Raw genomic sequence first — 12,112 nt, 5'->3', positions numbered from 1 at the left:
CCTTATTTTTCGGTTGTTACTAGAAAGGCCGGTTAAATTGCTGGTTAGAAATAAACGTTTTCCCCTAAAAAACGATGCAAAACAATAATGAAATAAGTCTTCAAAATGCCTTAGAAGACAAGTCATATTTCTTAAATGAGATAGCTACGATGACTCAAACGGGTGGCTATGGTTGTAATCTAATTACCGGAGCGATTATTCTCAATTTTGGGAGTAGAGACTTGCTTGGGATTCCTCATGATTATGAAATAAATATCGATAATGTTTCTCGATTTTTTGCCAATAAGAAGGTTTTTAAAAAGCTGATAGGTGATTCATTAAAAGGAAATTCTACGATTCTAGATTTAGAAATGAATAAGTTTGACGGAGAACGTCTTTGGGTGCGATTTAATTGTCATCCATTTTTACAGGAAGATAGAGTTGTAGGTCTACGTGGAGTTTTTACAAGCGTAGATCGGTATATAAAAAACACTCAAGAAGTAGAGAACGCTGCTTTAGTAATTAAAGCTCAGAATGAAAGACTAGTTCATTTTGCTCATATACTTTCTCATAATCTAAGATCTCATGCCAGTAATTTGCAACTTACCTTACAGACCTTTGATGATGTCAAAGAGCCTAGTGATGTTGAGGTATTCAATAGTTACTTAAATGATATATCCTTCAGTCTTAATCAGACATTACATCATCTGAATGAAGTCGTGACTATTAATACGGAATTAAAGATTAAAGAGAATATAGATATAGAGGCTATATTTAATAGAGTGTTATTAGATTTTGAAGAAGATATTAAAGCGGTAAACGCAACGGTAACTTATGATTTTGCAGAGTTGCTTTCTATAGAATACGTACCATCATTTTTAGAAAGTGTTTTCAGAAATTTAATAAGTAATGCTATCAAATATAGAGATTTGGAAAGACCATTGAAGATTGTGGTTAAGACTAAATCTAAGAATAAACGGAAGCTGTTAATTATAAGAGATAATGGAATAGGTATTGATTTAAAACGTCATGCAGGTAAATTATTTCATATGTATCGTACCTTTCATACCAATGATGATGCCCGTGGAGTAGGCTTGTTTTTAGTAAAAAGTAAGGTTGAAGCTTTAGGTGGTGATATATCTGTTAAAAGTGAATTAGGAAAAGGAAGTACGTTTTCAATAAGATTTGAATAAATGTCTATAAAAACCATACATAGAGCCTGTATAATTGATGATGACAAACTATATGTAAGTCTGATCAAAATGCTCATAAATAAAAATGAGCTAGCTCAAGAATTATTAGTATTTGAAAATGGCAAGCAAGCCTTTGATTATTTTGAAGAAGCTCTTGCGGGTAATAATGCAACAGCTTTACCACAGGTAGTTCTCTTAGATCTTAATATGCCTATTATGGATGGTTGGGAATTTCTAGATGCGCTGGAGCCATATGCAAATGAACTGAAGCAAAGTAGTCTCAAGCTTAACGTGGTAAGTTCTACCATTAATCCTGAAGAAATGAATAAAGCTCGTAATCACGCTATTGTAAACGACTTTATTACAAAGCCTATATCAAAAGAGGCGATGATAAGTGCTTTTAGACTCTAAGATTTTTCTGGAAAAGCTTTTTTACTAAAAAGAATTAATAAGATTACACCTATTGTTATAGCAGAGTCTGCTATGTTGAATATCGCGTTAAAAAAAGAAAAGGTTTCTCCACCGATCCATGGCAACCATGCTGGCCATACACCATCAAAAAGAGGGAAATAAAGCATATCCACTACTTTACCATATCCTAATGGTGCATATCCATTTTCAGGAAATAAAGTAGCTACCGCGCCATGATCACTACCAGAAAAAATCACCCCATAAAATATAGAGTCAATAATATTACCTAAAGCACCAGAGAAAATAAGTGCAATGGATATAATAAGAATTTTGTGGCCGTTATTTTTAATACTATTCCATAACCAATACCCAATACCAAAAACGGCAAAGACTCTAAAAATAACTAGAATCAACTTCCCATATTCTCCTGGAATTTCAGCGCCCCATGCTGCACCAGCATTTTCATAAAACATGAGTTTGAATTTATTAAGATCATAAATTGGGTTGTTGGAATCTGTAGTAAGTGTATAATTCAGTTTGATATAGATCTTACTGATTTGATCAATTAATAACACTAAAATTATAATAAGAATCGCTTTGGATAACTTCATCAGTTGCGTTTGGATAGGGGCAAAAATACTATTTAATCCTTAATAGTAATGTTGCTATTTATGGTTTCTATTTTCTGGTTATAATAAACAATCGACTCATTAGTTAATTGGGTTATTACACCATATTTTGTGGACAATTCTATGTAAGATGACGGATTGATGACTGTAACCATCGCGTTTACTGATACGATATGAAAATCTCCACGTACATTTTTTAATAAACAGCTGCCAGATTCTAGATTGATAAAAGAAAATTCAAATTTACCATTGATGCTTAAAAAGCAATTGCGCGAGTTAATATCTAGAGCTAAGTTTTCTGGAAGGTAAATCGTTGCTTTTCCGTCTATAATCTTGTGTGCACTCAATTTGTCTTGTGGAAAAGAAAAGCTGGGATTAAAAGGATCGGTAATTTTTAAAGTGTCGTTGGATATTGCTGTATTTAACAAAACTGCACTTCGGTATTCTCCTCCTTGACTTTCAATTATTCTAATGTGTTCCTCTTTCGTTGTAATAATTTCTAGCTCAATAGTAGATTCTAGATATATGTCAACTGTAGAGATTCCTGTGTTGTCATAAGTGATATGACTAGAATTGCGTTGTGATTGCGCTTTCGCGAAAGCGAATATCAAAAATATGCTTAGAAGAGAACTCCTTTTGACTACAGGGCATTTATGCAATAGAGCCATAGTTAAAAGGAGTTAATTATAAAATGCAAAATCTGTTAAGACTGCATGTTTTTTGCTTCAATACTCAATGTTGCGTGAGGTACTAATTCTAAGCGTGCTTTTTTGATTTTCTTTCCAGTGACACGACAGATACCATAAGTTTTATTCTCTATACGTATCATCGCATTTTTTAAATCTCGGATAAATTTTTCTTGTCTTATGGCTAGTTGAGAGCTAGTCTCTTTATTCATTACCTGACTACCTTCATCAAATGCCTTAAACTGTGGTGCCGTATCTTCTGTACCATTGCTGGCGTCATTCATATATGCACTTTTGATAAGCTCATGTTGTTTTATGGCTTCGTCCATTTTTTCTTGTACTATGGTTCTAAAGTAAGCTAGGTCTGCGTCTCCATATCTTTCTTTTTCTGCTGTATTACTCATGTTCTATATTTTTTTAATCTGTATTGAGGTCACAATGTCGTCAAATTCAACAATCGTACCATTATCTACAGTTTGTATTAATGTTAAATCATCTGCTAGTGTTTCATCCATGATGTATTTCTCATTAGAATGAACTGCGTCGTCAATCTCATTTTGTGATTGTATCACAATATTGATACGATCTGTTACCTCGAGACCTGAGTCTTTTCTTATGTTTTGAATACGATTCACAAGTTCTCGTGAAATCCCTTCCTTTTTAAGTTCAGGTGATATCGTTACATCGAGCGCAACGGTTATTCCAGATTGATTTGCTACTAGCCATCCTTCTATATCTGAAGATGTAATCTCCACGTCTTCAAGGGTCAAGATAATTGCATTTCCATTTACTTCAACCTCTTTTTGCCCAGTTTTTTCTAACAAAACGATGTCTTCTTGTTGAAAACTTTTAATTTTCCCAGCTATTTGCCCCATCGCCTTACCAAATCTAGGTCCTAACGCTTTAAAATTTGGCTTGATTTCTTTAACTAATATACCACTAGCGTCATCAATTAATTCAATCTCTTTTACATTTACCTCACTTTTTACAAGGTCTGCAATCGCTTCTATTTGTGCCCTATCTTTTGCATCTAATACTGGTATCATGATACGCTGTAAAGGCTGACGTACTTTGATACTTTCCTTTTTACGTAACGATAGAGTAAGACTAGAAATTACTTGTGCTTTATGCATTTTTTCTTCTAGAGCTGCATCTATTAGAGACTCATCTGCTTTAGGGAATAATGCAAGATGTACACTTTCACTTGCGTCGCTTTCACAAACACTAGTTAAATCGCGGTATAGTTGATCCATAAAGAATGGAGCAATAGGTGCGCCTAATTGTGCTACCGTTTTAAGACAAGTATAAAGTGTCTGGTAGGCAGCAATTTTATCTTGCTCATAAGTTCCTTTCCAGAAACGTCTTCTACATAAACGTACGTACCAGTTACTTAAGTTCTCAGTCACAAAAGTGGTGATGGCTCTAGCAGCCTTTGTAGGTTCATAATCTTCATAGAATGCTGTGGTATCTTTTATCAAAGTATTTAACTCAGATAAAACCCAACGGTCTATTTCTGGACGTTCTTCTAATGGAATGTTAGCTTCACTATAAGTAAACCCATCTACGTTTGCATACAGACTGAAGAAAGAATACGTGTTATAAAGTGTACCGAAAAACTTACGTTGCACTTCTGTGATACCGTCTAAGTCAAATTTAAGGTTGTCCCATGGATTAGCATTACTCACCATGTACCAGCGAGTAGCATCTGCTCCATATTTACCTAAAGTCTCAAAAGGATCTGCTGCGTTACCTAGACGTTTAGACATTTTCTGTCCATTTTTATCTAGTACGAGTCCGTTAGAAACTACATTTTTATAAGCCACGTCATCACTTATCATGGTAGCGATAGCGTGTAGTGTGTAGAACCATCCACGAGTTTGATCCACACCTTCGGCAATGAAATCTGCTTTTCTAAGTTGGTTTTCTACTTGTTCTTTATTTTCAAAAGGATAGTGCCATTGAGAATAAGGCATAGAACCAGAATCGAACCATACATCAATAAGGTCTGATTCACGTGTTAGTTTCTCTCCATTTTTACCTACTAGATAAATGTCGTCTACCACGTTTTTATGAAGATCTACAAGGTTGTAATTCTCTTCACTCATATCGCCAGTTTTAAAGCCAGCAAAAGGATTAGAAGTCATAAATCCAGCTGCTACAGATTTCTCTATCTCTGCTGTAAGTTCTTCTATAGAACCTATAATCATTTCTTCAGTTCCAGTCTCATTTCTCCATATAGGCAATGGGATTCCCCAGAAACGAGAACGAGATAAATTCCAGTCGTTTGCATTTGCCAGCCAGTTGCCAAATCTTCCTTCTCCGGTAGATTTAGGTTTCCAGTTGATAGATTTGTTCAGCTCGTGCATGCGGTCTTTAAATTCCGTCACTTTTATGAACCAACTGTCTAGTGGATAGTATAAAACAGGCTTGTCAGTTCTCCAGCAATGTGGATAACTGTGGACATATTTTTCTACTTTAAAAGCACGATTCTGTTCTTTTAAAGCAATCGCGATATCTACATCTACAGAGCGTTCTGGCGCTTCTCCATCTGCAAAATATTCGTTCTTTACATATTTACCACCTACCTCTGGCAGTTCATCTCTAAATTTTCCTTGAAGCGTTACTAGCGGTACTGGATTCTGATTTTCATCTAGAACCAACATCGGTGGAATAGGCGGATTTGCTTGTTTAGAAACCAGCGCATCGTCTGCACCAAATGTAGGTGCTGTGTGCACGATTCCTGTACCGTCCTCAGTAGTTACAAAGTCTCCTGCAATTACTCTGTAAGCATCTTGTGCATTTTCATACGGTTGTGCATATGGCAACAACTGCTCGTATCTTAAATTTACCAGATCAGTTCCTTTACAAGAACCTAATAACTGATAAGGGATTTTTTTATCTCCTAATTTGTATTCTAGTTTCGCTTTCGCGAAAGCGTCACCTTCTAAATGCTCATACTTCTTACCAAACTGGTAGCTCACTAATTTCTCAGCAAGAATCACCTGCATAGGTTCTCCAGTATATTGGTTAAAAGTCTCAGCTAGTACATATTCGATTTTAGGACCAACGGTAAGCGCAGTGTTAGATGGCAGTGTCCATGGAGTAGTAGTCCAAGCAAGGAAAAATACATTGCCATTGTTTTCAAATGGTAATTTTGATGGATCCTCAACTTTAAACTGTGCCGTAACTGTCGTGTCTGTAACGTCTTGATAGGTACCAGGCTGGTTCAACTCGTGCGAGCTCAATCCAGTTCCTGCAGCTGGAGAATATGGTTGTATCGTGTATCCTTTATAAAGTAAATCTTTGGAATAGATTTGTTTCAATAGCCACCATACAGATTCCATATATTTAGGCTTGTAGGTAATGTATGGATCTTCCATATCTACCCAGTATCCCATATCATCTGTAAGCTTGCTCCATATGTCTGTATATTTTAATACCGCATCTTTACAGGCTTGATTGTAATCTTCAACAGAGATTTTAGTTCCGATATCTTCCTTAGTGATTCCTAGTGCTTTTTCGACACCTAACTCAACTGGAAGTCCGTGTGTGTCCCATCCAGCTTTACGATTTACTTGGTAACCTTGCTGGGTTTTAAAACGACAAAATAAATCCTTAATCGTACGTCCCATAACGTGGTGAATACCAGGTAATCCATTTGCAGATGGCGGTCCTTCAAAGAAAATAAAAGGTTCATTTCCTTCACGAGTCGTCATGGACTTATTGAAAATGTCGTTTTCTTTCCAGAAGTTTTTGATGCGTTGATCTACTTCTGGAAGGTTCAATCCTTTGTATTCATTGAATTTTTTGCTCATCACACAGGTGTTTTAAAGCTGGCAAAAGTACGGAAAAGGCATGAAAAAAGCGCTGAAATTGTTCAGCGCTTTTGGTGAGTTTGGGTAAATCCCTATAATGAATTTATTGTTTTATAAATTTAAAAGACTGCGTTTGTTCTTCATCATTTAATTGTAAATAGTACATACCTTTTGATAGTCTTTGAATATCTAGTTGAGCGCTACTTGGGAAACTACCTTTTTGCACTTCTTGTCCTAGGCTGTTCAAAATGGAATAAGATGATATGGATATTTGGGTTTTTACAGTGATAAAAGAGGTTGCTGGATTAGGGTAGATTTGTACAGGAGCTGTTGATACTTCATCATTGCTAAGTGTCATCACATTAGGTGTTAAATATACCTTGAAAGCTTGACCTCTAGAAGCAAGAGCATATGTAGGGCCTCCCGTAACTAACTCAGCTTTCATATATCGGTTCAAATTTGGATCTGATATATTAGGGTCTGTACCCATATTTGCTGCAGAAACGGTTTCTCCAGAAGATGTATTTATTATGTTAATTAGAAAATTAGAAAAACCAAAATCAGCAGGTAAATTATTGAATTCATTTTGTGAAACGGTAATTACAGCTTCACGGCAGTCTCCACAACTCACTACTTGGGTAAGATCATTAGGATTGTAACGAGCGTTCATGTATATATCTAGTACACCAGCTTGAGTATCACTAAATGTCATGGTGGCTGGAGTTAGTGAAATATCTGCTTCCCAAATCACCATATGATAATCATCAGGTCCTGAGGTGGCTGGAATAGTCATACCGCCCCAAATCATACCTGGCCCTTGATATGCGCTGACGTGTAGAGATTTTATATCATCTATCATGTAGACATCATCATAAGCCCATAAATTACTAACTGTACTACTATTATTTGGGTCATAACTGATGTGTTCGAAACCCTTATCAAATGCTTCTTTGGTAGAATATCCATTACGCATATGGTCAGATCTTGGACCACTTCCCATATTAATAAAAATTAAGAGCTCGTCGTTTGATAAACATGCTAAATCTTCGGGTGTACCTGCAGAAAAATCAAGAGCATAATTTTGATTAATTAAATTAAAATTATCATCATATACATCAATACCTTCATTTCCTGAACTATTAATATTTGCTTTGGATACATAATATTTGTTATCACACATTACTATATATGCATTGTTTCCTAAGCCTGTAAATACATGAACTGGTGTTCCCAGGTTATTAGGATCCATTACATGGTATTGCAAATCTCCATTTATACGGATTTTAAAAGCAAAAAATCCGTTACCTAAGTCGACACCATTAGACCTCAAAAAAGATCCGTTAATATTGACGGCGTTCGGTTTAACATCATCCGAAATATTACCAATTTGATGACTACTGAGTAGTGTCTTGGTATTATTGTCAATTTCTAAAAGCCAAACATTACCATTAGTACCTTGTCCCATATTAGATATAAGGCTGGATAAATTTTGACTATCATCAAAGTCATCGTAGACTAGTTTAGCGTTATTATTACTTGCACCAAGTAAAATATAAGATCTATTTCCAATACTTATTGGTGATGCATAACCACATTCAAAAGCTACCAAGGTAGTTCCTGTACTATCAACGTTTAAATTTGAATCTAAAAATAGTAATGATTCGGAATAAAGAAAAATAGGTGTTCCTACTGACCAAGTTTTTCCATATCCAAATAAACTATTGTTTGTTTCATTATAATAAAATTGACCATTATTGACTGTATTAAAGGATGGATTATCATTTGGGATTTCTAAGGTATGTAGTAAATTGGCTGATGAGTTCCATTTACGCATCCTAGCGGTTCCAGAGAAACCGCCAGGAAGTGTTGTTGTAATTAAATTTCCAGAATCATTTCTTAATGAATGAATAGGTAATTCACTCAAGGTGATATTTTTTGTTGTTATAGTTTGTGCCAAGCTAATCGTGAAAATAAACAGTGAACAAAAAGTAAAAATTAGTCTCATAAATCGTTGGTTTTGAGTAGGCCTAAACATAATTAGACAATCAAAGATAAATTATTTGTAGTTTTTTACTTAGAGAAATTTAATTCCCTTCATTTTCCAAAGGGAAATACTTTTAGTTATAACTTTTCAACTTCAGGTTCAAATCTTATTCCCACGTTAACTACATCCTCTTAATGCTATCGACAAGCTTCTCGCTGGCTACCTTCTCGCGGAAGCGGTCTGTTATGAAAGGAAATGAGAATGAAGTAGGATTTTTGCTTTTTAGCTTGTAGTTGGTTTAAGCAGTTTGAGATTAATCATCTTCTTCAATAGAAAATAGATGGACATTATTATTAGCCTCTTCTCCTACAAACCATCCGTAATGTCCCGGTTCTAAGTTTTTCACGATAAGTAAATAAGACATATCACTATCCTGATATTTTTTACCTTTAAATGCTATTGATTCTACGTCTCCAGAGCTTTGTGCACCGGTAGTAACACTTACAGAGGATATTTCTGCCACTCGATTTTTACCTTTTTTTTCAAACTTGACAAGTTGGGCTAGATTTTTTGGGTTTTTTGAGTTGTTCCCATGATTATAGATGAAGTAATAAGTATTTTGTTTTGGTAAAATAGTTGTTGAGATTTTACCTCTTACAGATACTCTAGATTTAACTTTTCCTATTCCAGTTAACATAGCGCCCATAGAAGCTTTTGTTTTTACTGAAGCTGTTTGATATTCTAACTCTATAGAATTTCCACTCTCACTAGCAAAAATAATTTCTCCTTCAAAAGAAGGTTCTTCAACATTGATTTGCTGACCTATAACTAGGATAGGTGCACTAAGGAATAATAATAGTAAATTTATTGTTTTCATAATTGATTGATTTTGTGGTTATAAATTTCTGTAGATACCTCAATTCAAAAAATTAATTATGAAAATCTATTGATTTTTAGGGAAAATATTATCCGTAAAAATGCTCTAATCTTTTATTTGTTTCTTTCTTGTAAGTGCTACTAACAGTAAATTCATGCTTTTCGATTTTAAGACGCGATCCGTTGATTCTTGATACGTTGATATTTTCCCCTACGTTAACTATGTAGCTTTCATTAATACGTATATAGTGATATGGAAGCTTACGCGAAAGCGAGCTTAAACTATCTTTCAAAAAATAGTATTCTCCATTGATAGTCAAAAACCAACAGTAATTCTTTTCTACTTTTTCAATTTGATTATTCTCATTAGTATATGGAGCTGTAGAAAAGAATACAATATCTGAATAATTTACCTTTACTTTTGAAATGATATCACGTCCCATATTTTTTATCTCATCAAGATAGCCCACTAATCCTATAACACCTTTTTTATAATTGTCAATAGTGACTGTTCTTTTATGAATTGCAGTATGTATAGCACGAGTAATTTCTTCAACGTTAAGTCTAGGTTTAGTTTTAACTATAAAATGCTCGTGATTAGTATGCATACCTTTAGAGAAGGTCATATTGTCACTTAAGCTAGTCAAGTAAATGAACGGTATATTGTAGTTTTTATAAAGAGCTTCACCTAATTGTATGCCGTTTTTATCACCTTCTAGATTGATGTCTAATAAAACAATATCAGGAGTTTTTTTATGTATACGTTGTATAGCCTCTTCATAAGATTTAGTATACTCATCCACTATAAAGTTTTGTTTCACTAGTGTACGTCTTAGACGTTCATATAGTGTTGCCTCGTCTTCAACTATTAAAATATTATTTTTCATAATACATTTATTTAGGAAAAGTGATATTTAAAATTACACCGTTATTGTTTTTCAGTTCAAAGGTACCGTTGAGTTGTTTTGATAGTAGTTTTATGATTCTTAAACCAAAAGTCTCCGATTCCTCAACATTAAAATCTTCAGGAAGTCCTTTTCCATTGTCTTTTAATGTTACCGCATAGCTGTTTTTATTTTCTACTACATTAATTGACACCTTACCGGACTTATTTTCAAAGGCATATTTGAATGAGTTTGTTATAAACTCATTTATTACTAACCCAATACTGAAAGACTTATCTGCCTTAATTGTGAGACTGTTATTAATGTTATTTACAATTTCAATTTCATGGTTTGAGAAAGATGCGGTAATATTATTAGAGAGTTTGTCAATGTATTTTTTAAGATTTAAATTGGTGATATCTTCTTTTAAATACAATTGCTGGTGTACTTCATTGATGCTATCAATTCTATTTTGTAATTCACTAAGTTTAGTTGTGAATCTTATCTCATTAAACTCTTCCTTTGCTACTTCTATAAAAGTGTCGATAATGGACAAGTTGTTTTTTACACGATGGTGTAGTTCTTTTTGTAGGGATTCAATAGTAGCTTTTTGTTTTTTAAGTCTATTAAAGAAGTAATAAATGAATACTATTATAGCTATTAAAGCTAGAAGTAAAATTAATAGATATAATATATTTTTGTTTTTATAACTAACTTCAGTTTGGTTTAATCGTTCTTGAATCCTTAATCGATGTAATTCCTCATCTACTACCCTTTTTTGCGATCTTAACTGTAAAGAATCTTTAAGATTTTTATAAAAATCAATTTGAATACTGTCTCTAAAATTATCCCAGATATTATAAGATTCTATGCATTTATTTTTATCTGATTCTCTCAAATCGATCTGATGCTTTAATCTAAGTATACGCTCTTTTGCTGTTGTATTAAAATCATGCGAATTATCTCGTTCAAAATTTACAATTTCACTTTTAACGCCATTCAAATCTTTAGAAAGTTCAATCCCTAATTTTGAAACCTGAATTAGTGTTTCCATTTTTTTAGATACATCAGTCTCTTGTGTAAGCTTTTCTAAAGCTAAAAGGTGCTCATTTGCATCTTTCAAATTATCTTTTAGTGCTAGAAGGTAGATTAAGTTATTTAGAGATTCTATTTTAAACTGCTTATCATCAACTAATGAAGACATTTTAACAGATAGGTCTATAAGAGTAATTGCTTGTTCAAATTTCCCTTCGTTTATTAAAGTTTTTCCTAATCCATCTCTAACATACATTTGCGGAATAGGATCGTTAGCTTTAAAAATAATTTGATGGTTTATACCTTCTTTAAATTGATTAACTGCTTCATAGGTATCATAAATGTCATTGTAAATATTACCTAAACCTACGCAAGCCTCAACATAGAGCGCCGAGTAGGTTTCATTACCTACACATTCTTTTACATTAATATAATTTTCAATTGCCTTAGAAAATAATGCTTCTCGATGGTATTTTTTAGCATGTTCTAAAAATGTTTGACAAGAAGAGTTTGAATTTTCATATTCTGTATCTTGCGAGTAACCATTGTTTACCGAAAATATTATGATAACTAATGTTAAAAATATAAAGAAGTTATTTTTTTTCATTTGCTTAATTTGT

The 12,112-nt window shown here is 33.7% G+C and carries 10 protein-coding genes; 2 read left to right on the top strand and 8 right to left on the bottom strand.

What is annotated here, in order from left to right; all coding sequences use genetic code 11:
- Window positions 1–74 precede the first annotated feature (74 nt).
- Window positions 75–1,172 (top strand): sensor histidine kinase, encoded by a 1,098-nt coding sequence (locus IL45_RS08355; protein ID WP_051788701.1) that lies wholly within the window; start codon window positions 75–77, stop codon window positions 1,170–1,172.
- The gene (locus IL45_RS08350) at window positions 1,173–1,583 is read left to right on the top strand and encodes a response regulator (protein ID WP_036582713.1); all 411 of its coding nucleotides are present in this window, start codon (window positions 1,173–1,175) and stop codon (window positions 1,581–1,583) included.
- On the opposite strand, the gene IL45_RS08345 is transcribed toward IL45_RS08350, so the two are convergent.
- From IL45_RS08345 to IL45_RS08310, 8 genes are all read right to left on the bottom strand, one after another.
- Complete coding sequence (locus IL45_RS08345; protein WP_036582712.1) at window positions 1,580–2,194, bottom strand: lipoprotein signal peptidase; 615 nt, start codon at window positions 2,192–2,194, stop codon at window positions 1,580–1,582. The two genes, IL45_RS08350 and IL45_RS08345, sit on opposite strands and share 4 nt — an antisense overlap.
- 32 nt (window positions 2,195–2,226) lie before the next feature.
- Window positions 2,227–2,880: a hypothetical protein gene (locus IL45_RS08340; RefSeq protein WP_036582711.1), complete on the bottom strand. Its 654-nt coding sequence runs from the start codon at window positions 2,878–2,880 to the stop codon at window positions 2,227–2,229.
- A gap of 35 nt (window positions 2,881–2,915) precedes the next feature.
- Window positions 2,916–3,302, bottom strand: coding sequence for a TraR/DksA family transcriptional regulator (locus tag IL45_RS08335; protein ID WP_036582709.1), 387 nt, complete (start codon window positions 3,300–3,302; stop codon window positions 2,916–2,918).
- Window positions 3,303–3,305: 3 nt separating this feature from the next.
- Window positions 3,306–6,713 carry an isoleucine--tRNA ligase gene (gene ileS, locus IL45_RS08330; protein WP_036582706.1) on the bottom strand — a complete coding sequence of 1,136 codons (3,408 nt, stop codon included), beginning with the start codon at window positions 6,711–6,713 and terminating at the stop codon, window positions 3,306–3,308.
- A 103-nt stretch (window positions 6,714–6,816) separates the two neighbouring features.
- On the bottom strand, window positions 6,817–8,637 hold the full coding sequence (locus tag IL45_RS08325; RefSeq protein ID WP_160165398.1) for a T9SS type A sorting domain-containing protein: 1,821 nt from the start codon (window positions 8,635–8,637) through the stop codon (window positions 6,817–6,819).
- Between the two features lie 373 nt (window positions 8,638–9,010).
- Window positions 9,011–9,574 (bottom strand): HPr family phosphocarrier protein, encoded by a 564-nt coding sequence (locus tag IL45_RS08320; protein ID WP_036582701.1) that lies wholly within the window; start codon window positions 9,572–9,574, stop codon window positions 9,011–9,013.
- A gap of 88 nt (window positions 9,575–9,662) precedes the next feature.
- Window positions 9,663–10,460, bottom strand: coding sequence for a response regulator transcription factor (locus IL45_RS08315; RefSeq protein ID WP_036582698.1), 798 nt, complete (start codon window positions 10,458–10,460; stop codon window positions 9,663–9,665).
- A gap of 7 nt (window positions 10,461–10,467) precedes the next feature.
- Window positions 10,468–12,099 (bottom strand): sensor histidine kinase, encoded by a 1,632-nt coding sequence (locus tag IL45_RS08310; protein WP_036582696.1) that lies wholly within the window; start codon window positions 12,097–12,099, stop codon window positions 10,468–10,470.
- Between the last annotated feature and the right edge of the window lie 13 nt (window positions 12,100–12,112).

Origin of the sequence: Nonlabens ulvanivorans, assembly GCF_000732625.1 — a bacterium.
In the GTDB taxonomy this organism is placed as follows: domain Bacteria; phylum Bacteroidota; class Bacteroidia; order Flavobacteriales; family Flavobacteriaceae; genus Nonlabens; species Nonlabens ulvanivorans.
The sequence above is the reverse complement of the archived record's forward strand: the minus strand, read 5'-3'. Positions and strand labels throughout refer to the sequence as shown.

Excerpts from the sequence above, each read along its gene's own strand:
- IL45_RS08355 (WP_051788701.1), top strand. The coding sequence starts at position 75 with ATGCAAAACAATAATGAAATAAGTCTTCAAAATGCCTTAGAAGACAAG.
- IL45_RS08315 (WP_036582698.1), bottom strand. The coding sequence starts at position 10,460 with ATGAAAAATAATATTTTAATAGTTGAAGACGAGGCAACACTATATGAA.
- ileS (WP_036582706.1), bottom strand. The coding sequence starts at position 6,713 with ATGAGCAAAAAATTCAATGAATACAAAGGATTGAACCTTCCAGAAGTA.
- IL45_RS08345 (WP_036582712.1), bottom strand. The coding sequence starts at position 2,194 with ATGAAGTTATCCAAAGCGATTCTTATTATAATTTTAGTGTTATTAATT.
- IL45_RS08320 (WP_036582701.1), bottom strand. The coding sequence starts at position 9,574 with ATGAAAACAATAAATTTACTATTATTATTCCTTAGTGCACCTATCCTA.
- IL45_RS08350 (WP_036582713.1), top strand. The coding sequence starts at position 1,173 with ATGTCTATAAAAACCATACATAGAGCCTGTATAATTGATGATGACAAA.
- IL45_RS08340 (WP_036582711.1), bottom strand. The coding sequence starts at position 2,880 with ATGGCTCTATTGCATAAATGCCCTGTAGTCAAAAGGAGTTCTCTTCTA.
- IL45_RS08335 (WP_036582709.1), bottom strand. The coding sequence starts at position 3,302 with ATGAGTAATACAGCAGAAAAAGAAAGATATGGAGACGCAGACCTAGCT.
- IL45_RS08310 (WP_036582696.1), bottom strand. The coding sequence starts at position 12,099 with ATGAAAAAAAATAACTTCTTTATATTTTTAACATTAGTTATCATAATA.